The 25,642-nt window shown below is 42.2% G+C and carries 18 protein-coding genes and 1 tRNA gene; 15 read left to right on the plus strand and 4 right to left on the minus strand.

Annotation, left to right across the window (positions count from 1 at the left end):
- Positions 1–215: 215 nt before the first annotated feature.
- Positions 216–989, plus strand: a complete 774-nt coding sequence (locus DM09_RS03690) for a pseudouridine synthase (protein WP_051938066.1) — start codon at positions 216–218, stop codon at positions 987–989.
- A gap of 49 nt (positions 990–1,038) precedes the next feature.
- Here DM09_RS03690 and clpB read toward each other — a convergent pair whose 3' ends face one another.
- A complete protein-coding gene (gene clpB / locus DM09_RS03695; RefSeq protein ID WP_038247710.1) occupies positions 1,039–3,603 on the minus strand; it encodes an ATP-dependent chaperone ClpB in 2,565 nt (854 codons plus the stop codon).
- Positions 3,604–3,854: 251 nt separating this feature from the next.
- Between clpB and DM09_RS03700 the strand changes: the two genes are divergently transcribed.
- The 14 genes from DM09_RS03700 to DM09_RS03765 all read left to right on the plus strand — a co-directional run bounded on the left by DM09_RS03700 (position 3,855) and on the right by DM09_RS03765 (position 23,769).
- A tRNA-Leu gene (locus tag DM09_RS03700) sits at positions 3,855–3,939 on the plus strand.
- Between the two features lie 3 nt (positions 3,940–3,942).
- Positions 3,943–7,911: an ATP-dependent RNA helicase HrpA gene (gene hrpA / locus DM09_RS03705; protein WP_232507741.1), complete on the plus strand. Its 3,969-nt coding sequence runs from the start codon at positions 3,943–3,945 to the stop codon at positions 7,909–7,911.
- A gap of 100 nt (positions 7,912–8,011) precedes the next feature.
- Positions 8,012–10,018 (plus strand): two-component system sensor histidine kinase NtrB, encoded by a 2,007-nt coding sequence (locus DM09_RS03710; RefSeq protein WP_038247711.1) that lies wholly within the window; start codon positions 8,012–8,014, stop codon positions 10,016–10,018.
- Positions 10,019–10,236: 218 nt separating this feature from the next.
- A complete protein-coding gene (locus DM09_RS03715; protein ID WP_038247712.1) occupies positions 10,237–11,148 on the plus strand; it encodes a DMT family transporter in 912 nt (303 codons plus the stop codon).
- Between the two features lie 64 nt (positions 11,149–11,212).
- Entirely contained in the window at positions 11,213–11,860 is a 648-nt protein-coding gene (locus DM09_RS03720; protein ID WP_038247714.1) for a DUF3047 domain-containing protein, read from the plus strand.
- 106 nt (positions 11,861–11,966) lie between these two features.
- Positions 11,967–12,341, plus strand: coding sequence for an RNA-binding S4 domain-containing protein (locus tag DM09_RS03725; RefSeq protein WP_038247716.1), 375 nt, complete (start codon positions 11,967–11,969; stop codon positions 12,339–12,341).
- Positions 12,342–12,469: 128 nt separating this feature from the next.
- On the plus strand, positions 12,470–13,351 hold the full coding sequence (locus tag DM09_RS03730) for a delta-class carbonic anhydrase (RefSeq protein ID WP_038247717.1): 882 nt from the start codon (positions 12,470–12,472) through the stop codon (positions 13,349–13,351).
- A gap of 151 nt (positions 13,352–13,502) precedes the next feature.
- Positions 13,503–14,894: a sigma-54-dependent transcriptional regulator gene (locus DM09_RS03735; RefSeq protein WP_038247718.1), complete on the plus strand. Its 1,392-nt coding sequence runs from the start codon at positions 13,503–13,505 to the stop codon at positions 14,892–14,894.
- A 56-nt stretch (positions 14,895–14,950) separates the two neighbouring features.
- Positions 14,951–16,936 (plus strand): tetratricopeptide repeat protein, encoded by a 1,986-nt coding sequence (locus DM09_RS03740; RefSeq protein WP_081881073.1) that lies wholly within the window; start codon positions 14,951–14,953, stop codon positions 16,934–16,936.
- Positions 16,933–18,285, plus strand: coding sequence for a sigma-54 interaction domain-containing protein (locus DM09_RS03745; RefSeq protein WP_038247720.1), 1,353 nt, complete (start codon positions 16,933–16,935; stop codon positions 18,283–18,285). Before DM09_RS03740 ends, DM09_RS03745 begins: the two co-directional genes overlap by 4 nt.
- Before the next feature lie 13 nt (positions 18,286–18,298).
- Positions 18,299–18,685, plus strand: coding sequence for a hypothetical protein (locus DM09_RS03750; RefSeq protein ID WP_038247721.1), 387 nt, complete (start codon positions 18,299–18,301; stop codon positions 18,683–18,685).
- Between the two features lie 74 nt (positions 18,686–18,759).
- Positions 18,760–19,773: an ABC transporter substrate-binding protein gene (locus DM09_RS03755; protein ID WP_038247722.1), complete on the plus strand. Its 1,014-nt coding sequence runs from the start codon at positions 18,760–18,762 to the stop codon at positions 19,771–19,773.
- A complete protein-coding gene (locus DM09_RS11035; protein ID WP_051938068.1) occupies positions 19,773–22,391 on the plus strand; it encodes a hybrid sensor histidine kinase/response regulator in 2,619 nt (872 codons plus the stop codon). Before DM09_RS03755 ends, DM09_RS11035 begins: the two co-directional genes overlap by 1 nt.
- Before the next feature lie 343 nt (positions 22,392–22,734).
- Complete coding sequence (locus DM09_RS03765) at positions 22,735–23,769, plus strand: ParM/StbA family protein (RefSeq protein WP_038247723.1); 1,035 nt, start codon at positions 22,735–22,737, stop codon at positions 23,767–23,769.
- 1 nt (position 23,770) lies between these two features.
- On the opposite strand, the gene apaG is transcribed toward DM09_RS03765, so the two are convergent.
- Genes apaG through DM09_RS03780 form a run of 3 tightly spaced genes read right to left on the minus strand, consistent with a single transcriptional unit; the run spans position 23,771 to position 25,622 of the window.
- Positions 23,771–24,136: a Co2+/Mg2+ efflux protein ApaG gene (apaG, locus tag DM09_RS03770; RefSeq protein ID WP_038247724.1), complete on the minus strand. Its 366-nt coding sequence runs from the start codon at positions 24,134–24,136 to the stop codon at positions 23,771–23,773.
- 47 nt (positions 24,137–24,183) lie between these two features.
- Entirely contained in the window at positions 24,184–24,543 is a 360-nt protein-coding gene (locus DM09_RS03775; protein WP_038247725.1) for a DUF6164 family protein, read from the minus strand.
- Positions 24,534–25,622, minus strand: a complete 1,089-nt coding sequence (locus DM09_RS03780) for a mechanosensitive ion channel family protein (protein WP_038247726.1) — start codon at positions 25,620–25,622, stop codon at positions 24,534–24,536. The genes DM09_RS03775 and DM09_RS03780 overlap by 10 nt, the downstream gene beginning before the upstream one ends.
- Between the last annotated feature and the right edge of the window lie 20 nt (positions 25,623–25,642).

Consider the following 25,642-nt stretch of genomic DNA (forward strand, 5'->3'; position numbering starts at 1 on the left):
TTGACACAAGTAAACGAAGGGAACAAGCAGCTTATAAAAGGCAGTTTCTTTGTTGACAAAGAAATGAACAAACACATACAACACGTAAGTGGATTTCCGCCTTCGCGGGGATAACGTATAGAATACAACTGTCACCTCGAGCAAAGTTGAGAGGTCTTGAGATACCTCCACTGCGGTCGGTATGACAACCAAATAACATACAGTGGGGACATTGCATGAACGATAAAAGAAAACAACCCGAAAAGCCTGAAAATACAGGCGTTCGCATCAATAAATACCTTGCCAGTTGCGGCCTTTGCTCTAGGCGCGAAGCCGATAAAATGATTGAGGCTGGGCGCGTACAGGTCAATGGTGAAGTTGTTACCCAAATGGGTACCAAAATTCAGCCCAATGATTTGGTATTGGTCGATGATAAACCCGTGGACAACAACCAAGAGCAAATCTACCTGCTTTACAACAAACCCCGTGGTTTATTGTGCTCGCGCAAAGATGATAAAGGTCGCCCGTTGATTTATGACCATTTGGACATCCCTGCGCATGTGCAATCAGTTGGTCGCTTGGATATGGATAGTGAAGGTTTATTATTGCTCACCAGCAATGGTGAAATCTTGCAAACATTGATTGCGCCAAAAAACAAAATTCCGCGCAAATACAAAGTGAAATTCACAGGTTCTTTAAGCTTAGAAAGCATTGAAAAGTTACGCAATGGCGGTATCGATTTGGGTAAAGGTGAATTAAGCGACCCTTGGGATATGAGCATTGACTCCGATAATGGTGGGCATAGTTGGATAACCGTAACCATCAAACGCGGCAGATGGCGCGAAATCCGCCGTACTTTGGATGCAGTGGGCCACATTGTGCGCCGCTTGATTCGCGTACGTTTTGGTCCGATTAAACTTGAAGAGGGTATGCCCATAGGCAGCTGGCGTAATTTGAGCAGCAAAGAAGTCGCCGCCCTAAAACGCCTGCATAAAGACGCTTCAAAATAAAAAAGGGCGGGCATTGCTGCCCACCCTTTCGTCATGTTTTTCCATCAAGTTATTTGATGATTAAACCTTCGTTTTCATCATAATCCACAGTAATGCTATCACCACTTGCTTGTCCACCAATCAAGTATCGCGCCAAAGGCGTTTCAACCGCTTGTTGGATAAAGCGTTTGAGTGGACGCGCACCATACACAGGGTCGTAGCCTTCTTTCGCCAACCATGCTTTTGCAGCATCGGTGACTTCAAAGTTGTAACCTTGCGCTTTGATGCGTTTGGCAAGTGATGCCACAAGCAAGTCCACAATATGAACCAAATCATCTTGTGTAAGTGCTGCAAACAAGACCACATCATCCACCCTGTTTAAAAACTCTGGGCGGAAGTGGGCTTGCAATCTCGCCATCACTTTGGCTTCCACTTCATCATCAATGCCTTCCAGCATTTCATCGCTGCCGATGTTACTTGTCATCAACACAATGGTATTGCGGAAATCTACCGTTCTACCTTGTGAATCCGTCAAGCGACCATCATCAAGCAATTGCAAGAGAAGGTTAAACACATCGGGATGTGCTTTTTCAATCTCATCAAAGAGCAACACCGAATAAGGATTACGGCGCACTGCTTCAGTGAGTTGACCACCTTCTTCAAAACCCACATAACCTGGAGGCGCACCAACCAAACGCGATACGCTATGTTTCTCCATGTATTCCGACATATCCAAGCGAATCATATGCTCTTCACTGTCGAACAATGCATTGGCAAGCGTACGTGCAAGCTCAGTTTTACCCACACCAGTCGGACCCAAGAAAATAAATGAGCCCATCGGTCTATTCGGGTCTTGAATGCCCGCTTTAGCGCGAAGAATGGCATCAGACACAGCTTTGACGGCTTTATCCTGACCAATCACCCGCTCATGCAACACAGATTCCAAACGCAAAATTTTCTCGCGTTCGCCTTCCAACAATCGTGTCACAGGAATATTGGTCCAACGCGCCACCACTTCTGCAATTTCATCGTCGGTCACTTCTTCCTGCAACAAGTCGCTTGAAGACTCTTGCGCTTCCAATGCTTTAAGTTTGGCTTCCAACTCAGGAAGTTTGCCATACCTAAGCTCAGCTACTTTCTCCAACTGATAATTGCGCTCTGCTTCCTCAATTTCTAAACGTGTTTTATCAAGCTCTTCACGCACAGTTTGCAATGCATCATGGGCAGTTTTCTCACTTTCCCACTGTGAATACATGACATCTCGTTTTTCTTTTAAGTCAGCAAGCTCTTTGCGCAATACTTCCAAGCGCTCTTTACTCGCATCATCGGTCTCTTTTTTCAAAGCTGTTTCTTCAATTTCAAGGCGCATCACTTTTCGGGTGATTTCATCCAGCTCTGCTGGCATAGAATCGATTTCAGTTCGAATCGATGCACATGCCTCATCAATCAAATCAATAGCTTTATCGGGCAAGAATCTATCATTGATATACCTATCCGACATGGTTGCCGCTGCTACAATTGCCGCATCTTGAATGCGTACACCATGATGCAATTCAAAACGTTCACGCAAGCCGCGCAAAATTGAAATCGTATCTTCCACATTGGGTGCTTCGACAAGCACAGGTTGGAATCTACGCTCCAATGCCGCGTCTTTTTCAATGTATAAGCGATGCTCGTTTAAAGTTGTCGCACCAATACAATGCAATTCACCACGTGCCAACATAGGTTTGAGCATATTACCTGCATCTGCTGAACCTTCGGTTTTACCAGCGCCAACAATGGTATGCAATTCATCAATAAATAGAATGACACGACCTTCCGATGCTTTGATTTCATTGAGCACCGCTTTGAGGCGTTCTTCAAATTCACCACGGTATTTCGCACCCGCCATTAAGGATGTCATATCCAAAGCAAAGATGGTGCGGTGTTTCAATCCTTCAGGCACATCACCCGATACAATACGTTGCGCCAAACCTTCAGCAATCGCAGTTTTACCCACACCAGGTTCACCAATCAACACAGGGTTGTTTTTGGTTTTACGTGATAAAATCCGAATCACTGCCCGAATTTCGCTATCGCGCCCAATCACAGGGTCTAACTTGCCCTGCCTTGCCATTTCAACAAGGTCAGTGCCGTATTTTTCCAACGCTTCATATTGTGCTTCTGGCGTATCACTGGTTACCCGTTGATTACCGCGCACAGCTTGCAATGCCTCTTCAAATTTAGGCATATCCAAGCCTGATTCAATCAGAATTTTTGCCGACTCCGTAGATTTGTCATCAATAATCGCCCATAAAATATGTTCCACAGACATATAGGCATCGCCCATTTTCTGCATTTTATCCATGGCTTTCACAACCATTTGGTTCAATTCATGGGTGACAAAAATTTTGCCTGCTTCGCTGCTACCTGTCACTTTAGGGCGTTTACCCAAAGCAACCGATACTTTGTTTTTTACAGCTTCAACATCCACGTCAGCCTTATTCAGAAGCTGCGTTGCTAAACCCTTATCTTGACTTAAAAGCTCAAACAAAACATGTGGCGTATCCACCTCTTGATGGGATAACCGTACTGCAGTGGCCTGCGCTGCTTGTATTGCTTCAGCGACTTTTTGTGTAAAACGACTTGTATCCATCACTGCTACCTCTCATATATTTTTTAACCTTACTTTTCTTGCGTCCTTTATGCTATAAGGTCGCATAATAATGAATTCAAGGGGTTAAAGTGATGTTATCTATGCTGCAAGTTATTCATACCAATAGTGGTGAATGAACAATATATGATACCCTCCACTTCCATGACTTATTCTATGCTTGACACTTGATAGCCATCTCGCAACACTTCGCGCCGTCTTACCAACGCACGAGTTGATTAAAAGTGCACAATGCCCGAGTGATGGAACTGGTAGACTTGGGGGATTCAAAATCCCTTGCCTCACGGCGTGGCGGTTCGAATCCGCCCTCGGGTACCATTCATGAGCCTGCAAACTTTTCGAAGTTTGCAGGCTTTTTTTATTTCTCACTACACCTTACACTTGGCAGCAATGAACAATCCAATCAACTGGTCAGAACTCAGTAAAAATATTCAAACATGCATGTTGTTTAAGCGTAGGTCATTTTCAAATCGACTAAGAAAACTGCGTGGGCTGAGCAAAAAGAACAAAGATATAAGCACCCAGTTACAACGTTTACAGACCGACATCAAACAATCACAACAACAGCTGTTGGATAGACAAAACAATATCCCAAACATCAACTATCCCGAAGACTTACCCATCAGCCAGAAGCGAGAAGTCATTGCAGATGCCATCCAAAGCAATCAAGTCACCATTATTGCAGGTGAAACAGGCTCAGGGAAAACCACCCAAATTCCTAAAATTTGTTTAGCGCTTGGGCGCGGCATCATGGGAACGATTGGACATACCCAACCACGCAGAATTGCCGCAAGAAGTGTGGCAACCCGTATCGCCGAGGAACTTCAATCACCATTGGGTAAAGATGTGGGTTATAAAATTCGTTTTTCTGACCACACCCAGCCCAACACCTATATCAAGCTGATGACCGATGGCATTTTATTGGCTGAAATTCAGCATGACCCTAGGCTTTTGCAATACGATACGATTATCATTGATGAAGCCCATGAACGCAGTTTAAATATCGACTTTTTATTGGGTTATATCAAAAATATTCTACCCAAGCGTCCTGATTTAAAGGTTATCATCACATCCGCAACTATTAATACCGAACGGTTTTCCCAGTTCTTTAACCATGCGCCTGTCATTGAAGTGTCTGGTCGTAGTTTCCCTGTGGATATTGCATACCTACCAGCTGATGAAGACGATGATAAGTCGCTCGAAGCTGCCATTATTCGAGCTGTTGATGAAGCGGCTGACTATGAGCCATTGGGTGATATTTTGATTTTCTTACCCGGTGAGCGTGAAATCCGAGACATTACCCATGCCCTGAACCAACATGCCATGCGCAACACCGAAGTACTACCCTTGTTCTCAAGGCTTTCCCCTGCCGAGCAAGACAAGATTTTTAAAGGGCATAAAGGGCGGCGCATTGTGCTGGCAACCAATGTAGCGGAAACATCGCTCACTGTGCCCGGTATTCGTTTTGTCATTGATTCAGGACTTGCCCGTATTAGCCGCTATAGCCCTAAGTCTAAAGTACAACAACTTCCCATCGAACCTATTTCCCAAGCTTCTGCCAATCAACGCGCAGGTCGTTGTGGGCGTGTGGCGGCAGGTATTTGTTTTAGACTCTACAGTGAAGAAAACTTCAACAATCGTCCTGAACATACCGACCCTGAAATTCTCCGCACCAATCTCGCCAATGTGATTTTACAAATGGTAAGTTTGGGTTTGGGTGACATTCATCAATTTGATTTTATGCAACCACCTGAAAAGCGCAGCATACAAGATGGCTACAAACTGCTTGAAGAGCTGCAAGCGATTGATAAAAACATGGCTGTCACTAAACAAGGAAAACAACTTACACGGCTACCTGTTGACCCTCGCTTTGGGCGTATGTTATTGCAAGCCAACCAAGAGCGAAGCCTACGAGAAGTATTGATTATTGTTGCCGCCTTATCCGTACAAGACCCTAAAATACGCCCCGCAGACAAGCAGCAAAAAGCCGATGAAAAACACAAGATTTTCACCGACAAAACATCCGACTTTTTATCATGGCTTAAGCTGTGGTTTTGGTATCAAGAACAACGCAAACATTTAAGTAAGTCTCAGCTTAGAAAAACCTGCACCGCACATTTCTTATCCTATTTGCGTATGCGTGAATGGACAGATTTACATGGACAATTGCTTGGCATCGTCCGTGAATTAAAGCTCACCCCCAATAAAGAAGATGCCAAACCCGATGAAATCCACAGAGCTATGCTTTCAGGGCTACTTAGTCATGTGATTAAAAAACGCGAAGAAGCAAAAAAAGGGGACGCACCATTTATTGGCGCACGAGGTTTGCAAGTCCACTTGTTCCCAGGTTCGCCTGTGAGCAAAAAACCAGCACGTTGGTTGATGGCAGGCTCACTGGTCGAAACCTCTCGCCTATTCGCCCGCAGCCTCTCACCCATCAACCCTGAATGGTTAGAAGTTTTAGCACCCCATCTGCTCAAACGAACCTATAGTGAACCACATTGGTCAAAAAAACGTGCCCAAGTTTGCGCCTATGAAACGGTGACTTTATATGGCTTGCCCATTGTGAGCCGCCGTATTGTACACTTTGGCAGCATAGACCCTGAAATATCCCGTGAAATTTTCATTCGTCATGCTTTGGTTCACCATGAGTTTCACAGTTTTGGCAAATGGTTTAAACACAATACAAAACTTTTGGCAGAAATTGAACATATGGAAGCCATGCACCGCCGCCGTGATTTTATGAGCGATGAACAAACCCGCTTTGATTTCTTCGATGCGCTTATTCCTGAACATGTGTATAGTGGAAAGCTATTTGAGCAATGGCGTAAAAAAGCTGAGAAAGATAAACCAAAACTACTTTATTTAAGTAAGGACGTCTTGTTAGAAGATGCAACCCATACCATTGATAGTCGGCAGTTTCCTACACACTTGGAAACCCATGGTTTAAAACTCAAACTACAATACCACTTCGACCCCAGTCATCATGCCGATGGCATCACAGTGCAAGTGCCTATTATGGCATTGGGTCAGCTTAAAGCAGAGCCGTTTGAGTGGTTGGTACCAGGCGTGTTAGAAGAAAAAATTACAACGCTTATCAAAGCTTTGCCTAAATCGCTACGCAAAAACTTTGTGCCAGCACCTCAGTTTGCCGCAGCTTGCGCAGGTAATCTAAGTTTTGCGCAAGGTTCACTATTGCTTGCCTTATCACGAGAGTTGCAACGCATGACTGGTATTTATATCCCTACGCAAGATTGGCAAATTGATAAATTGCCTGCCCATTTATGTATGAAATTTGAAGTACGTGATCAAAATAACAAAGTCATCACCACTGGACATCAGCTGGGTTTATTACAAAAGCAATACGCACACCTTGCCCGCGTGAATACAGGGCAACAAAAACACACCGCGATTAAACTACAACAAAATATCACCCGCTGGGACTTTGGCGAGTTGCCTGAAGTGGTCACCAGCCAAAAACAAGGCATGCATATTGCCCAGTTCCCTGCTTTGGTGGATAAACAAAACAGTGTATGCATCAATCTTTTAGAGAGCGAAAATGCTGCGCTAAAAGCCACACGACAAGGTATAAAACGTTTGCTTATGCTTAGTTTGCACCAGCAAGTAGATATGCTGCGAAAGAATATGCCCAAACAAAAGGAGCTGGCTTTGTATTATGTCAGCCTTGGCAAAGCCGAAGATTTGCGTGAGTCCATCATTAGCCAAACATTTGAGCAGGTATTTTTATCTGACCTAAAAACATTGCCCCGCAATGCCAAAACTTTTCAAATGCTTTTGGATAAAGGCAGAGCCAAGCTGGTTAAACAAGGGGCAAACATAGCCGAACAAGTATGCCAAACATTACAAAACTATGCTGAATTACAACATAAACTTCGTAGCGTGAAAGCCGCAGCCCTTGCCCCTGTGGTACAAGATATACAACAACAAGTGCAACATATGATATACCCTGATTTTGTGAAACACACCCCTAGCCAGTGGTTGCCTCACCTGCCTAGATTTATACAAGCTGCTTTATTACGCTTGGAAAAAGCAGGGCAACAGTTGGCGCAAGACAGTATTAACACCAAGGTGTTACAACAGTTTTGGTTACAATACAGGCAGCAGCTAGAACAATGTGAAAAACATAATGAAGACACCGCACAACTGGTGGAATTTCGCTGGTTGTTAGAAGAGCTTCGCGTTTCATTGTTTGCCCAAAGCCTAAAAACATCCATGCCCATATCCATTAAACGCATAGAAAAACACTGGACATCCGTATTATCAGTATAATTTATCAACATAAATGGTGCTACATGTCACTAGAGATTTCCAATCGCCATAGTAGGCTTGCTTCCCCCCGTTGAGCAAGTTTAGGAGTTTAGTGTTCGCAATGAAGAAAATTAGCTTGATACTGTTGCTTGGCATAAGTATATCATTAACGGCTTTTTCGGCAGTTAAACAGTGGGAAGAAGGACAACGCCAGCAACAATACCAACACCGTGCTGATGCACATACCGCAGCGCTCATCGCTGGGTTTCAAAACATTGCAAAACAACTCGAAGATATGCGTTACCTACTCGAATACAATATCAATAATAAGAAAGATAAACCAACAGAGCCCCGTGAACTTTTGGATATGTTTACCCCTATATTAAGTCATGAACCTGCACTTATAGATGTAGACTGGGCAGTGTTTGACCCCAACACAGGACAAGCGCACATCATTTACAGCCTCAAACATCGAAACAACATTGAAAAAATCCCCGTCACCCTGAGCAAACATCCTGTCACCGCACATATCACGCAAGAAACGCCAGACCACTATGTACTACAACTTATCAGTCCAATCAGTAACCAACTCAATCCCATCAATCAACCAGAGCTTGAAGGCAAACTTGTTGCCGCACTTGTTACCGAATGGGATATCAAAACCATTATCGAACAAGCCTTAAAACATACGCCTGTGGCTGCCCAAGACATCCATATTATTAGCATCGAAAACAATAAAAAAACAGAGCTCTATGTTCATGCATCTCGTAGCCGCACTAAAGCAGATAAACACGTACACACCGATATTCATTACACCACCACCTTCCCTTTTGCTAACTTAACCTTACAAGCAGAATATGAGGCTGCACCCAAGTTTCTTAAAGATTTCCCTATTGTACTTGCTTGGCAAACCCTATTGATTTGGCTTGCTGCCACCTTTTTACTTGCTTGGTATATTTATAAAAAAGATAAACATACCGAACATGTCGAAAAACTCGTCGAAGAGCGTACTAAAGAACTCAATAAAAAACGTAAGAAACTGCATCAAATCATTGCAAACCTACAAGATATTTATTACGAAATAGATCTTAAAGGTAATATAAAGATGATATCCCCCTCCATTGGTTCACTTGGTTACACCGTGGATGAGGTGCTAAATAAAAGTATGCAAACATTCTGTATTGATAGCGACGAACTCAAAAACCTCTTGCTTGCTTTACAAGGCAGCGGCGATGGTAAAATACATAACCGCCATATCCGTGTCAGACACCACAATGGTAGTTTGCGTTGGGTATCGATGAATGCACAATATAGGTATGATGAGAATCGGAAAGTTGTAAGCATCGAAGGAACATTACGAGATTTCACAGTATCTAAGGCACAACAAGAGAAGATTCAACAAGCAGACAAACTTGAGCTTTTAGGGCTGATGGCAGGCAGCATTGCGCATAATTTCAATAATATTCTTACTTCTATTTTAGGTCACGCCTCTATGGCTCGTATGTCTTCTCAAAGCAATCCAAAACTCAACCAACATATGGATGCAATTGAAAGTTCGAGCACCAAAGCTGCTGAAATATGTAAACAAATGCTTGCTTACACAGGGCAAGGAAATTATTGCTTACAACCACTACACTTAAGCCAATGTCTTGGCGAAGTTAAAGCAATGATTCGCGCTTCTATTCCTGAAAACATTCAGCTCGATTTTTCCTTTACTGATGACTTAGCTGCTATCCGTGCCGACAAGTCTCAAATTCAACAACTGGCTATCGACTTAATTCTAAATGCCGCAGAGTCTTATGAACAAAAAGCAGGAACCGTGCGCACCTCAACTGGTAGCCAAGTCTTAAAAGCACAAGACTTGAAGTTATGTATCGAATCAGAACAGTCATCGCCTGGGAGTTATATCTACCTTCGTATTCAAGATACAGGCTGTGGCATAGCAAAAGCCATGCAAGAAAAGATATTTGAGCCTTTTATCACCACTAAATTTATGGGTAGAGGACTAGGACTAAGCGCTGTGCGTGGCATTGTACGCTCCCAGCATGGTGCTATTTTATTAGAGTCTGAAGAGGGTAAAGGCACCACCATCACCGTATTTTTTCCTGTTGACAACCACCAAGCATAAACCGACCTTTCGCTGTCTTATGAACAGTGCAACTGCAACAAAACGAATCACCAAGCTATGGCTTTTGCTATCGGCTGTGGTTTGTTTTGTTTAACGTTTACACTTTGTAATACTATACAAGCAACCGCAGAAATTCTGCTTCGTTGCTTGTTCACCTTCCAAAACATCTAACTAACAGTATTTCTCGGTTGCTCTAAATATCTAATTGGAGTAATACCATGAACGCTACCGTTCAATCACAACAAAGAAACATACAAATAGGCTTTTTACTTGCTACGGGCGCTGCCCTTGGCTTTTCCATCAAAGCTATTTTTGTCAAACTGGCATACGCATATCATGTCGATGCCATCACCATGCTTATGTTCCGCATGATGTTTGCCCTGCCCTTTTTTATTGTGATTGTTTGGTTGGAAGAGCGTAAAGCCAAAAGCCGTATTCGTCGTAAAGATTTTATAAATATCACCCTATTGGGTTTGGTGGGTTACTATTGCTCCAGCTTATTGGATTTTATGGGCTTAATGTATATCACCACGGGATTAGAGCGCTTAATCTTGTTTCTTTTCCCGACCATGGTGGTGTTTATTTCAGCTGTATTCTTAGGCAAACGCATCCAAAAAGAAGCTTATATTGCTTTGGCTTTAAGCTATATGGGTATCATCGTAGCCATGGCGAATGATGTACAAATATCGGGTGAACATGTGTTGCTTGGTTCAGCATTGGTATTTGTCGCCACCATCACTTATTCAGTATTTTTGGTGGGTAGTGGTAAAATCATTCCAAAGGTTGGTGCGCGAAAGTTTACTGCATATGCCATGATTGTGTCGTGTATTGCTGTGATAATACAATTTGGTATCACCCACGACACAGCGAGCTTCAATCAGCCAGTAGAAGTGTATGCTTATGGATTTGCTATGGCTGTGTTTTCCACCGTGCTTCCTGCATTCATGTTGGCTGCTGCCATGCACAGGATTGGCGCAAGCAAAACATCCATCATTAGCGGCTTAGGCCCTGTAGCGACCATTGTGTTGGCTGCCATATTCTTGGCAGAGCCCTTAACCTTGATACAAGTGGTTGGCGCGGCATTGGTGATGGCTGGTGTGCATATTCTAGGCAAAAGTAAAAATAAGTAATTAGGGTTTGTAATTATTGTGGCACAGTTTCGACTGATGGCGCAATAATTACCTTGGAGTTTTCATGTTTAAAGTTTTATTCGTAACACTAATTGCGTTTGTTTCGCCTGCTATGGTAGGTGCAACAAACCTTACCTTGGGTGAGTTTTCTAAAGGTTCGCTTAGTGGTTGGGAAGAAAAAGAATTTGAAGGCAGCACCCAATACAGCTTTATATTTGATGAGCAAATCAAACAGCAAGTGCTCAAAGCTGAAAGCCATCAAGGTGCATCGGGTTTATTCCGTGAACAACGCATTGATTTAAACAAAACCCCATACCTTAATTGGTCTTGGAAAACATTTTCACACTTTCCAAACATTAATGAAAATGAGAAATCTGGCGATGATTTTGTTGCCCGTATTTATGTGGTTGTGGATGGGGGGGTCTTTTTCTGGAAAACCATAGCGCTTAATTATGTGTGGTCATCTGCCCATCAAAAAGATGAAAATTGGGATAATCCTTTTACATCTAATGCCGCAATGTATGCTGTAGAATCAGGGCGCTCCAACCTTGGTCAATGGCAATATTACAAACGTAATATCAAAGAGGACTTGAAAAATATTGTCGGCAAAGACACCCAATACATTGATGCCATCGCTATTATGACCGACACGGATAATGCGGGTCTAAAAGCCATTACATACTTTGGAGATATTTCTTTTACTTCTGAATAAACATCCTGTCATACCAACCAGTAGGAAAACATGCTTTAAGCAAGTACTGATTTATTCACTGTTTCCGTGCAATGACATTACCTTGCAAGCCATCTAAGCTTTGCCCATGAGTGTACGTATTGATAAATGGCTGTGGGCAGCTCGCTTTTATAAAATGCGTAGCCTTGCCACCGATGCATGCAAAGGCGGGCATATCATGGTCAATGGTATGCGTTGTAAACCTGCCAAACTGGTTCAGCTTGGTGATGAAATCCAAATTCAAAAAGAACAAGAGTCTTTTACTGTCATCATCACGGGCTTGGCAGAAAAACGCAGCTCAGCCAAAATTGCACAGGGACTCTATGCGGAAACACCAGAAAGCATCAAATACCGACACGATTTAAACGAACAGCGCAAATTTCAAACTTACCTTGCACCCTCCCCAGAAAAAAGACCAGACAAACGCGACAGGCGAAAGATTCAACAGTTCAAAGGGCGCTAATGTCCAGCATTAAAATATCTTAATAAAATTTCTTGTTTGTGACAAAATACCTGCTAAGAATTGCACTCGAAAAAGTAGGAACACCCTACTTTTTAATTGAACGCAAATATTTCTCGGAGGGGAACTCAATGAAACACATTTCAACTGCACTTGCATTAAGTGCAATGCTTGCAACACCAGCTTTCGCAAGCGACCACGGTAGCCATGAAGGAGGCATGCATGGTCATAAAGCAGTAGCTAATAGCGTGATTGCAGCGCAACGTGCAGCACTGGCTAAAAACACCCAAGGTAAAGGTTTTGGTCCCCAGTCACCACGTGATATCGATCATGCAGCGGGTAACAATAAACGTATCTTTAGCACAGCACCTGCCTACACCCACATGAACCTATGCAACATCCATTTCCATAAAAATGCAGAACATAAAGGTGGTGAATTCACAATTTATGCAGGTAACGGCAATGGTGAAGGTTATCAAAGTGGTTACCGCGCAGATATTTCGCACTACAGCCACGCAGAGCTAAAACCAACCAAACATGACATTTGTCCAAGCTCACACAGTCACTTGGTACCTGGTGACACCATTGAAGTTCATTATGTATACACCACTGCACAAGTAAAACCTGGTCCAACTTTGGGCGCTTGCTTGAGCGATGCAATCAAAAACCCCCAGCTTCGTGTTGAGACACAAGTTTACACTGTGGTGAATGATAAACATGCTGCAAATTTCATGGACTTAACCAAATACGGTAAAGTTGGTGCATACTACCAAGCAACCAACATCCCTAACAACACGGGTACGCCTGTAGCTTACGAAGGCTCAACAACTGGCCCTGGTTACAATGAAAAAGGTTCACCTTTTCAAGTATCTTGGAATGTTCGCCCGAAAGTGATGAAAGTAAATATCGAATCTGTTGGTGAATGGTGCAAAGGTAATGACTTTAAAGAAGACCATGCACATGGTGTTCGTAACCTTGTGAAAAACCCTGATTTATTATCTGAAATTAAATAATTCACACAAAATATATCAAAGCTGTCTTCTCATGGAGGCAGCTTTTTTATACCTGAAACATATTAGAAACGTCAAAAAACAAACATATCTTGCCAAATAAATTATCACTGTCATTATTTTGACCATCTGAACACCATCTCTGGAGGGGAAAATGAAGCAGTCGGCATATATGTTATTGGTTGATGATGAAGAAGAGCTTCGCGCCACCCTTCAAGAAACCTTAGAACTTGCCAACTACCATGTCATGACCGCCAGCAATGCAACCCGCGCCAAAGATGCTGTGGACAATGGTAAATTTGATGTTGCCATCCTTGATATTCGTTTACCTGACGGCAGTGGTTTAGACTTGCTCAAATCATTCAAAGAAAGCGACCCTGATATGGGTATTATTCTGATTACAGGTTACTCCGAGGTTGATTCAGCTGTGCAAGCCATTGAATTGGGCGCTGATGACTTTCTCAAAAAACCCTTTGAGCCTGATGAACTACTGATTCGTATTCAAGAGTTACTTAAAAAACGTGTTCTTAAGCAAGAAAACAAAAAACTCAAACAAGAAATTCGCTCTAGCAAAAGCCAACATGGGCTGGTTGGACAATGTGATGCTATCCAACGTATCCGAGATACCGCATTATTACTTGGGGATTCTGATAGCACGGTCTTAATCACTGGCGAATCGGGCACGGGCAAAGAAGTGCTTGCCAATATGTTGCACCAATCAGGCAGTCGCGCGGATAAACCCTTTGTATCCATCAACTGTGGTGCTATCCCTGAAGAACTTTTGGAGTCTGAGCTTTTCGGACATGTCAAAGGCGCATTCACAGGTGCAGTGCGTGCTCGCGCAGGACGTTTCGAAGTTGCCAATGGTGGCACCATTTTTCTTGATGAAATTGGTGATATGAGCCCTAAATTACAAGTGAAGTTACTGCGTGTACTCCAAGAGCGCACTTTTGAACCTGTAGGTAGCCACCAACCTATCCATATTGATGTACGTGTTGTTGCAGCCACCCATAGAGACTTAGAAGAAGAAATTGAACAAGGTCGATTCCGTCAAGATTTGTATTACCGTTTGAATGTTATTCCCTTAACATTACCTGCTTTACGTGAGCGTGAAGATGATGTCATTATTTTGACCGAAAAGTTTCTGGAAAACTTTAACAAGCTCAAAAATAGTAATATCACAGGTATTTCAGATGCCGCAAAAACTATTCTTCTTCGCTACAACTGGCCAGGTAATGTCCGTGAATTACAAAACTTAGTTGAACGTGTCACCACCCTAAAACGCAGTGGTAAAATAGATATTGAAGACCTTCCTTCACGCATGCTTGATGCCGCTGAACGTACCGTCCAAGGCTTTAGTATTGATGTAAAACAACATGATACCATTGATTTCAAAGGTATTGTTGATGAGTTTGAAAGCCACCTGATTACCAGTGCTTTAGACCGCTTTGGTTGGAACAAAAACCAAGCTGCAAAATTTTTATCTATGAATCGCACCACTTTGGTGGAAAAAATCAAAAAGAAAGGTCTAGTGCCCTCAAGCTAAGCAATACCATTTCACCCCCACTTTAAATTCGGCATAGCTCTTGCATTAAGCTGAATATGCCGAATATTTATCGTATCCTATTCTCATCCTTATGCATGGTGGTATTGCTACATATACCCACTTTGCATGCTGAAAATATTAAAATCACCAGAGCTGCATCCTTTTTACAACAAGGTGCCCCCAATAAAACCATCTCTTTTGCCCAGCAACTTCTCGCCACCCCTCAGCTAAGTGAAAGCGAGCGCAAACAACTCTTAGAACTTATTGCCCAAGCCGAAGTGATGATTGCATCAGCTCGCCACTATGAAGACGTTCATCGTGCTGTAGCTGCTATTGAAACCCTCATCAAAGAGTTTCCTGAGCAGGTAGATGAACCAACCCTACTAACACAAATCATTGATTTATACTGGAAACAAGATGCCCTAGAAGAAGCCCAAGCCAGTATTCTTGACTTACAAAGCAGGTTCCCTGCTTCACAACAAGCCCAAGATAGTATGCTGACCTTAGGTAAGATTTATTTTATTCATCATCGTCTAGCTGATGCTCGTCGAATGTTTTTACGTTTTGCACTTCATGTAAAGCGTGATTCAGCACAAGGTCGTGAAGTTCAGCTGTGGACAGCACTTGTCGACTACGAAGAAGGGCGATATGACCAAGCTTTGCCTGTATTCGAGAAGATTTACCGTTTAAAACCTGAGCTGATTACTGCACACGACAATATTTATGCCCGTTATATCAATTTATTAAACATCCAAGGTAAAAAACGCCAAGCATTGATTCAAACCCGAGATTTTCTCAAAACATTCAAAACCAGTTCACACTCTCCCTCCATCCGCTTATTACAAGCCGACCTATTACTTGGTTTACCCAACCCTCCTATTGAAGATGTGGCTCGGGTTTATGAGTTACTGGCAGATAAAGAAGCCAATACAGTAATAGGTAGAAAAGCTTTTATGCGTAAACTTATGATTCAAATGCGTGACAAACATACCTATTACGACATCAAACCCGCCATTATTGCTTTAAAGCGGATTGCCAACCAAAATCAAATGTCCATTGTTGAAGATGAAGCTTTTTTGCATGAAGCAGAATTATGGGAGAAAGTTGCCCAACACGACCCTAAAAATAGCCCCAAAGCTGCAGGTGATGCTGCTTTGCAACAGTTCACACGTGCATCTAAATCCATTGATCAACCCATTGCACAACAAGCCAAGGCTCTAGGGCATCAAAGCTTTAAGCGGCAAATGAATACGTTTATTCAACAGCAAGCATGGCTAAAAGCCATCACTTTATGGCAACGATTTCCCAACTTTAGACCTCCTGCACAAGATTCCACACAGTTACGTTTTGCTGTTGCCCACGGCTTGCGTTTATTGATGGAATATGAACAAGCTGAACAAATGCTCGCATCACTGCAGCAACAAGCCCAAGGCAGTGTATGGGGTGAAAAAGTGATGTTAGAACGCGCCAAACTTTGGTTGGACCGTCAAGACCCCCAAGGTATTCAAAAAGTGTTGCAATGGTTGGATAAACATGAGTACACATTATACCGACCTGAAATGTTGGTCATCGTTGCCCATATGCAAATTCAAAACAAGGATGCCACTTCTGCATCCCACACCTTAGATAGCGTTGCTCCCGAAGACTTGACAAAAGAAACCCGTGCTGAATATTGGAAGGTTCAAGCTTTAACTTCCGAAAAATTATCGCGTTGGCATGTTGCCGCACACGCATGGCGCATGTATGCCAAATACCAGCCTGATGACATCGACCAAGCCATGCTTAACCAAGCCAATGCCTTGTTTAAAGGCAAAGATTATCTACGCGCAGAACAATTATATCAGCAAACACCCCAAACCTTACAAAATCCTGAATGGCAATACCGTTACAGTGTTTGTCAACTCAAAAGCGGCAAGTGGAATCAGGCCATAGAGCGCCTCAAAACACTCAAAGCCAATCCCGATGCTGGTATTTACGCATCCATGGCATCGCTCACACTTGCTGAGCGCGAAGCCGAACGTTTAATCAAGGAGAACCCATGAACGAGCAACATCATATCGCCATTGTTGGTTTCCCTATGCAATACATCTCTGATGTACAAATCCAACTGGGCACATTGCTGCCCGATACACCTGTAGATGTACTAATGAAGTTTGAATCTGAAATGCTGGATCAATTCAGTCTTATCTTTCTTTGGGATGATGTGACCATACTTAGTGTAGTACACCGCATCTTTAAGCAACGCCCCCAAGCCAATATTGTCATTCTTGCTGAACATGGGCATGCCGAACGCGCCCAAGAACTGATGGACATGGGTATTATGGACTACCGTACTTTGCCGTGCCCTGATGAAGTCTTAGAAATTTATGTGCGCAAATCAGGGCATCAAACAGCCCTGCATTCGGTTGCCAAACAACAGCAACAGGGTTCAGATATTTTTGTCACTGAAGACATTGAAACCCGCCGTTTACTCGACCAAGTTGCACTGGTTGCCCCTAGCAACGCATCCGTGTTTGTGGTCGGTGAATCGGGCACGGGCAAAGAACGCATGGCACGGTATATTTATCAGTGTTCAGGGCGCAAAGACAATGCTTTTGTTGCCATCAATTGCGCCGCAATCCCTGAAAACATGCTTGAATCTGAATTGTTTGGTTATGAAAAAGGCGCGTTTACAGGAGCGGATAAAACCAAACCAGGCAAGTTTGAAATCGCCCACCAAGGCACACTTTTACTCGATGAAATCACCGAAATGCCCCTGCACTTGCAAGCCAAACTACTGCGTGTATTGCAAGAAGGTGAAGTAGATAGGTTGGGCGGTAATAAACCCATCAAGGTGGACGTACGCATCATTGCCACTAGCAACCGCAACTTAGAGCAAACTGTTGCTGAAGGAAAATTTCGCCAAGATTTATACTTTCGTTTAAATGTGGTGACCGTGGTATTGCCACCACTACGCTCACGTTTAACCGACATCAAACCACTTGCCGAACACTTTTTACAGCATTTTTCTACCATGTATAATAAAACAGCCCCCATACTAAGCCCTCAAGCGCTACAAACACTGATGCAACATGGTTGGGAAGGTAATGTTCGTGAGTTAGAAAACTGTATGCACCGCTCATTTTTGATGTGTACTCAGGGTGAAATCAAACCCGAACACTTGGGTATTGGTGGTTTGAGCACATCGGCTTCATCCAGAAACGAACAAAAAAGCGATGTACAAGCTGGCATGAGTATTCGCAATATGGAGCGCGCATTGATTGAGCAAACATTAGAACATGTACAAGGCAACCGCACCGAAGCTGCCAAACTGCTCGGCATCAGCATTCGAACTTTACGCAACAAACTCAAAGAATACCAAGGCGAAGCTGCGGCTTCTGTCGCTGTCTGAGGTTTTATTTAATATGAAAATTCAATCCACCAACAACAAACAACATGTAAAAAAAGCACAAAAAAAACAAACACCATCCACATCTTTTGGTGCCATGCTCAATGCTACATCCATGGACAATACACAAATCGATACCGAGCAATCCATTCAGCCCAAGGCAGACAAACACCCCGATTCAAACCCGCAACAAACACTAGAAACGCATATGCAAGCACTGGAAGATGCACTTCAGACTTTAGAAAAAGAGCCACAAAACTCAAAACATATGCAACAAACAATCGTTGATTTGCGCCAGGCGCTACAACAAAGCCAGCTCACACCACAAGCACTGGAAGATGCTGATACTTTGCTTGCCGTTGAAGCCAAACGTTTAGCCAGCTTAAACAAAAAAACACCTTAAATAACTTCAAAAACCCTATTTATTTTGTATGATTCATATTTCTTAACATAAACAACAAAATCAAGGATAAAAACGTGCCACAACAACGACTAGCAACCCGCAAATGCCCTTTAATATATAGTCTGTTATTGATGGTGACTTTTGTCATATTCAATGGTTGCTCACAACAAGAACAAACAACAGGAAACAGCAAGGAAACCATCAACATTGGGCGTTTGATTTGTGGTGGACATTTATCGCTCGCTGTGGTCGAAAACAAATACCAACAAGACTTTACAGACTTTACTTTAAAAACTGTACAAAATCATAATTGGGATGATGTGGTTCATGATATGAAAAGTGGTAAACTGGCGGGTACATTTATCTTATCACCCCTTGCCATGCAGCTGATTCGCCAAGGTTTGGATGCCAAAATTGTGATGATGGCAGATAGAAATGGCAATGGTTTCATCTTAGCCAAACAATACAAAAGCATTGAAGCACTCAAAGGGAAAAAAGCAATTATAGCCGTACCCCATTTGTATTCGCAGCATCATGTACTGCTATATTTATCGCTCCAACAACACGCTGTTCCATACACTGATGTGACTGTTGTTCCCATGCCCCCACGCGATATGATTACATCTTTATCACGTGGTGAGATTGATGGTTTTGTGGTCGGTGAACCCGAAGGCAATCGCTCTGTTTCTTTGGGTAAAGGTTGGATGGCAGCGATTTCCCCACAAATTTGGGAAAATCACATGGACCATGTGTTTCTAGCAAGCAATACTTTTATCAAAGAGCACCCACAACAACTTCAAGAACTGATGAACAGCTTAAAAAAAGCTGGTAATTTTATTGAAACACATCCCCATGAAGCTGCCATCATGGGCGAAGGTTATACAGGCGCAAGTGCTCAAGTATTTGAACAAGTGCTCACCACACCTGCCAATTGGATTGATTATTCAGACATGATTCCCAGTGATGCACACATACAAGCCATGGCAGAAGAGATGGTAGCGATGGGTTTATGGAAAGATATTCCAAATAACCTTAACTCTTATACCGATACCAGCTTTATTCAAAAAGCAACCGCACTCCACCCATAATGCCCGTTTTACCCCGTTCTATTTCTTTAAACAAAGCTTGGTATGCCCTCATCTTTGTCGCATCGCTGCTACCAGCGTTTATCATTGCGCCCTGGCTTGCCGACCAAGCACATAAATTATTACTCGAGCGCGCATTACTCCAAGAAAAAATCTACCACAAACAAATCGAAGTTTTGTTTTATGAAGAAACTAAACGCCTAATCTCTGTTTTGGTCAACAAGGCTGACCCCATCGCTTTACACCTTGATAACCCAAAAACCTTTAACGCCAATATAAACAACATGACCACTAGGTTATTACACCGTTTGATGAAACGTGAGCCCATGTTTAATACCATCTCTTTATACGATAATCATGCCAATATCATCACCCGTGTGAAGCGTAATCAACATACTCCAGCCCTCATCACTACCCAATCACCCGCATTTATTATTAGCCAACATAATCGCACATTTATTGGCTCACCACATCGCTTAGCAGATGGTCACTTCGAGTTTATAATTGCTGTGCCTCTTATTGCCCATGAACAAGTTATAGGTAGTGTCATTGCAACCATTAATATCCTTGATTTCTGGCGTAATATTCAGACAAAAGTAACAACTACAGAAGATAATATGCTCTATTTGATAGATGGGCGTGGTGTTTTACTGGCACATGAACAAAACTCTCATCTGCATCAAGGTGATTTACTAACCAACAAAGCTATTGTCCGCTCTTTGCTTGCCTATAAGAACTGGAACAGTACACAAGCATATCAAGGGTTTGAACAGCAAAATGTTTTTGGTATTGGTTCACATATCAATAATTTAAGCTGGTCAATTGTTTCTGAAATATCTGCATCGCGAATTATGCAGCCCATTGAAAAATCACTAAGTTACTTGGTCTTCATTGTGTTTTTGGTGCATATCTTCTTTGGTGTTTTTGGTATATTGATGGTACGTAGAATGCTTCAACCCATTCATAGCTTAAGCCAAGCCATACAACATGCCGAACAAGGGCAATATCAAGTTGACCTACCGCACTCAGCGTATAAAGAAGTTCAAAACCTTATCCAACACTTTACAAATCTTACGCACACCATTGCTGAGCGCGAAAGTGAGTTACGCCAGTATATGCGCACCCTAGAACACCTCGGTGAATCCATTCTGATTACAGATAAACATGGTATAGTCAGCTATATCAACCCTGCTTTCAAGAAAGATACAAGCTACACCAACAGCATTCTTGGTAAACCCATACAACACATCAAAAAAAGCACCCAAAGTAATACTGTCTACCACCGTATCCATCACTGTATTCAAACAGGTGAAGCTTGGGAAGGCAGGGTGACTGCTTTCAAAGCTGATGGTGAAAGTTTTCCTGCACGCATACATATTTCGCCTGTTTTTTCTGACCATCACATCACACATTTTGTCATGATTTTACAAAATATGACAAAACATGATTTGCTTGAAGCGCAACTGCTACAAGCGCAAAAAACAGAAAGTATTGGTACACTTGTTGGCGGTATTGCCCATGACTTCAACAACAATCTTGCTGCCATTATGGGTAATACTTATTTAGCCAAAGCTTCCATTAAAGCAGGAAGAGACCAAGATACCACCCAAAAAATAGAAAATATTGAATCACTAAGCAAACACGCAGCAACAGTTGTTGCGCAACTCATGGCATACGCTAGACAAGATATTATACAAAAAGATAAGATTAACCTAAGCACCACCATTGAAAATACCATTGGTTTATCCCATGTTGCTATACCTGAAAACATCCAATTTAAAGTTCATATCACACATAGTGATGATATTGTCTTCGCTGACCCATCACAAATACAACAAATGGTGATGAACCTACTGAATAATGCACGAGATGCTGTGGCTACGGTTGAACAACCATGTATTACGTTGCATGTAACACCTGTTTTTGTAGATGCGAATTTCCACAAACGTAACCCTGATATCTCTACATTACACTTTATGCGGCTTAGTATTAAAGATAATGGTCATGGTATAACAAAAGAAAACTTACCCCATATTTTTGATCCTTTTTTCACCACTAAGGCGGTAGGAGAGGGTACAGGGCTTGGTTTATCCATGATTCTTGGCATGGTACAAAGCCACCAAGGGGTAATTGACGTTGAAAGCACCCAAGATAAAGGTACAACTTTTCATATTTATTTACCTATTGTGGAAAACAAACAAAATAAAATACACAACATCAATGAACCACAGCATGAACATGCCCAAGGTGAAAGCATTTTATTAATTGACGATGATGATGAGGTGCGCGAAACCACTGCGGAAGTTTTGGAATCGCTGGGTTACCAGGTCATTCAAGCCAGTGACGGACTGCAAGGTTTACAATGTTTTGAGCAAGCTATACATATTTCAGCGATTATTGTTGACTTAATCATGCCCAATATGGGCGGTATTGCATTTGCCGAGAGAATTCGTCAAAGCCATGAGAATATTGGTATTATATTCCTTACAGGCTATGAAAAACCAGATGTTTTGCATAAGCTTACAATACAAAACACATGTATATTAAGCAAACCTATTGATTTTGATTTACTGCACCAAACCATACAACATATGTTTAATGTCACCCAAAAACTTAAATAAAATTTATGACTAACATCACATTATTATAATAAACCTTATGCATCATAGGCAACATCCTAAGTAAAAAAGGAGATTGTATATGAAGAATATGACAAAAAAGATTGGTAAGTTTTTATATCGTGATGGACCAGCCGTAATTGCAACGATTTTGTTTGCTGGCATCTTTGTGCAACATTATACGAATATGACAAGCTGATAAAATGCTTGTAAATCGCAAAGGCTACAAGGCAATGTCTTGTAGCCTTTTTTGTGATATATTGACAATATAGACATCGCTCCTACCCTCTGCTTAACTAAGGAAGATTCCTAAAAGGCATCTCACCGCTTAAACATTGGAGCATCTATGGCTGAACACATTATTGGCATTGATATTGGTTTTGGTTTTACAAAAGCAACCAACGGACATGATTTTCTGATATTTAAATCTATTTTCGGCGAAGCGGTTGAATTTCAAATCAAAGAAAACTTACTTCACGCCAATACTGATGATGATCACCTACAAATCGAAGTAGACAATACTTCCTATTTTGTTGGTGAACTCGCCGAACGCCAAAGTTCCGACCGTACATTCACCTTAGACCAAACACAGTTTGTATCTTCTTCCAGTAAAATTCTTGCCCTTGCGACATTAAGTAAATTGGTAAAAGACACCGCCCAACCAATCAAACTGGTGGTGGGTTTACCCATTGGTCACTATCGTGAGTACAAAGATGAATTGGCAAAAATGTTGCAAACCACACATAACTTTTTTGTGATTAATGCTGATGGCGAACGCAAACAAACAAGCATTACAGTTTCCGATGTGCGTGTATTACCCCAACCCATTGGTACAGTGATGGACAGTTTATTAAGCACCACAGGCATTGCTAAAAACAAACGTTTTGCCACCGATAAAATTGGTATTATTGATGTTGGATTTCGCACCACAGATTACACCATTTCGGATAAAGGTCGGTATTCCGAACGTGGCAGTTTAACCACAAAAAATGGTATTTCCCGTGCGTTTTCCCAGATTGGTAACAAACTTAAAGATGCTTGTGGTATTAACATTGAAATCTACCGTTTATACGATGCTGTAGACAAAGGCACCATCAAAGTACGTGGTAAATCATATGACTTGCATAAAATCACCGAACATGCATTTAAACAGCTAGCATCACAGGTTGCCGCCGATGCCAACCAAGTTTGGACAGATGACTGGGATATTGATGCCATTATGATTACTGGTGGTGGCGGTGCTGTATTACTGCCCTATATGGAAGCAGAAATCGAAGGCGCAATCATCCCTATCAAACAAGACTTGGATTATCGCTTACACAATGTACGTGGTTATTACAAATTTGGTTTATATACTTGGGCAAACCCCAAAAAGAAATGATTTAGTTCAAAATACCTGCAACTGCCAAGGTAAACATGGGTATATCCGCTTCAAAAAACACACCATCTTCCGCACGCATTTGATATGAACCCTGCATACAACCCACCTCGGTTTTAAGCACTGAATAACTGCTATATCTATGCTCCTGCTGGGGGGCAATAACAGGCTGCTCACCAATCACACCATCACCTTGTACTTCTGTAATATTACCATCAGCATCCGTAATCAACCACTTGCGTGATAAGAGTTGTGCCGCCTGCTCGCCATTGTTTCGAATACAAATATGGTAAACAAACACATACTCACCCTCTCGTGATTGCTCTGCTTGGTATTCAGTCTCAACAGTGATTTCAATATGATTTTTCATACTTTTGCCTCATACACCTTATAGCAACACACTTCATACATCACGCTTCATAACATCACAAAGGGCGACAATGCAAATATAGCCACAATTAACACTGCCAGCAACACCAAAAAGACTTGCACAGGATTCTGCTTTACCTTTTTCCAAACTGTAGGCTGCTCACCTTGTACACAAAGCTCGGCATATGTGGCTTGTGCATCCTTATATCGTTGCACTTGGTAAGTTCGAATCAAAACCTTGCCTTGTTCTAGCTGTGTTTCATCATGCAGCCAAATCGCCGCAAAACCCAACCCCCAACGCCCATTCGTTGTTTCATAAAAATCAATATCATGTGACTCCAATAAAGCTCTAATGTCATCGGCTTCATCATCTTCCACACCGCGAAGTTTGAATAACATTACAGACATGGTTTATCCGGATGTTCGATATATAAAGTACGGCTTGGGAATGCAAATTCTAAACCCAAAGTCTCCAACAACTGCATAATTTGCATGTTCACCTCTTGCCGCACTTGTAAATACACTGCCCACTCTTTGCTCTGACTGAAATAATATAAGAAAATAGACAAAGACGAATCTTCAAAATTATCAAATTTCACCAATGAAAACTCTTGATCCACGCCAGGGTGTTCTGCCAATATTTTTTCAATACCTGCAATAGCCTGCTGCATTTTTTCCGTGCTAGTATCATAGGTGATACCAATACGCATTTTAATCCGCCGCTTAGAACGCGCATCGATATTATCAATCACCATATTTGCCAACATCGAGTTGGGTACATTCACCAAAGTGCGGGAAAAGGTACGAATGCGCGTAGAACGAAAGCCGATTTCTTCAACCACCCCTTCAAACTCTGAGGTTTTAATCCAGTCGCCCACAGCAAAAGGTCTATCCACCAACAGCATCACCGAACCAAACAAGTTGGCAATGGTATCTTTGGCTGCCATAGCCACTGCAATACCACCAATACCCAATGAAGCAACTAGCCCTGAAATTGAATAACCAAGGTTTTGGGCAATCACTAGAATACCTGTCACAATCAAGAAAAGTTTTAATGTTTTGGATATAAATGGCACAAGTTGGTCATCCAATGTTGAGTCTGTTTTTTGTGCCTTAGCCATCGCATACACCGAAAAACCATCAATCAAACGCCACAAAAACCAACCCACCAAAACAATGCTTAACATACGCCCCAAACGTTCAGCAATCGCAACCAGTGGCAAAATATCTGACGGAGGATTTAACACCATCACCGAAGCCCAAATACCCAACAACAAAATCAACCAACTCAAAGGTTTTTCTGAAGCTTGCAACAAAGTATCGTCCAATGTTGTTTTGGTCTTACCTGCCAAATGTTTGGTCACCCGCTGTAAACCACGAATTAAATAGCGATGCGCCAGCACTGTCACCATCAATAAAGTCGCAGCGACCGCCCAACGTACCCAAGTATAATCACTCATCCATGTTGAAAACTGTGAAAAATCCATTGTATCTTACCCCAATCATT

Origin of the sequence: Ghiorsea bivora, assembly GCF_000744415.1 — a bacterium.
Taxonomy (GTDB): Bacteria; Pseudomonadota; Zetaproteobacteria; order Mariprofundales; family Mariprofundaceae; genus Ghiorsea; species Ghiorsea bivora.

What these genes read in the sequence shown, in the direction of transcription:
- DM09_RS03690 (WP_051938066.1), top strand. Translation starts at nt 216, where the DNA reads ATGAACGATAAAAGAAAACAACCCGAAAAGCCTGAAAATACAGGCGTT.
- clpB (WP_038247710.1), bottom strand. Translation starts at nt 3,603, where the DNA reads ATGGATACAAGTCGTTTTACACAAAAAGTCGCTGAAGCAATACAAGCA.
- hrpA (WP_232507741.1), top strand. Translation starts at nt 3,943, where the DNA reads ATGAGCCTGCAAACTTTTCGAAGTTTGCAGGCTTTTTTTATTTCTCAC.
- DM09_RS03710 (WP_038247711.1), top strand. Translation starts at nt 8,012, where the DNA reads ATGAAGAAAATTAGCTTGATACTGTTGCTTGGCATAAGTATATCATTA.
- DM09_RS03715 (WP_038247712.1), top strand. Translation starts at nt 10,237, where the DNA reads ATGAACGCTACCGTTCAATCACAACAAAGAAACATACAAATAGGCTTT.
- DM09_RS03720 (WP_038247714.1), top strand. Translation starts at nt 11,213, where the DNA reads ATGTTTAAAGTTTTATTCGTAACACTAATTGCGTTTGTTTCGCCTGCT.
- DM09_RS03725 (WP_038247716.1), top strand. Translation starts at nt 11,967, where the DNA reads ATGAGTGTACGTATTGATAAATGGCTGTGGGCAGCTCGCTTTTATAAA.
- DM09_RS03730 (WP_038247717.1), top strand. Translation starts at nt 12,470, where the DNA reads ATGAAACACATTTCAACTGCACTTGCATTAAGTGCAATGCTTGCAACA.
- DM09_RS03735 (WP_038247718.1), top strand. Translation starts at nt 13,503, where the DNA reads ATGAAGCAGTCGGCATATATGTTATTGGTTGATGATGAAGAAGAGCTT.
- DM09_RS03740 (WP_081881073.1), top strand. Translation starts at nt 14,951, where the DNA reads ATGCCGAATATTTATCGTATCCTATTCTCATCCTTATGCATGGTGGTA.
- DM09_RS03745 (WP_038247720.1), top strand. Translation starts at nt 16,933, where the DNA reads ATGAACGAGCAACATCATATCGCCATTGTTGGTTTCCCTATGCAATAC.
- DM09_RS03750 (WP_038247721.1), top strand. Translation starts at nt 18,299, where the DNA reads ATGAAAATTCAATCCACCAACAACAAACAACATGTAAAAAAAGCACAA.
- DM09_RS11035 (WP_051938068.1), top strand. Translation starts at nt 19,773, where the DNA reads ATGCCCGTTTTACCCCGTTCTATTTCTTTAAACAAAGCTTGGTATGCC.
- DM09_RS03765 (WP_038247723.1), top strand. Translation starts at nt 22,735, where the DNA reads ATGGCTGAACACATTATTGGCATTGATATTGGTTTTGGTTTTACAAAA.
- apaG (WP_038247724.1), bottom strand. Translation starts at nt 24,136, where the DNA reads ATGAAAAATCATATTGAAATCACTGTTGAGACTGAATACCAAGCAGAG.
- DM09_RS03775 (WP_038247725.1), bottom strand. Translation starts at nt 24,543, where the DNA reads ATGTCTGTAATGTTATTCAAACTTCGCGGTGTGGAAGATGATGAAGCC.
- DM09_RS03780 (WP_038247726.1), bottom strand. Translation starts at nt 25,622, where the DNA reads ATGGATTTTTCACAGTTTTCAACATGGATGAGTGATTATACTTGGGTA.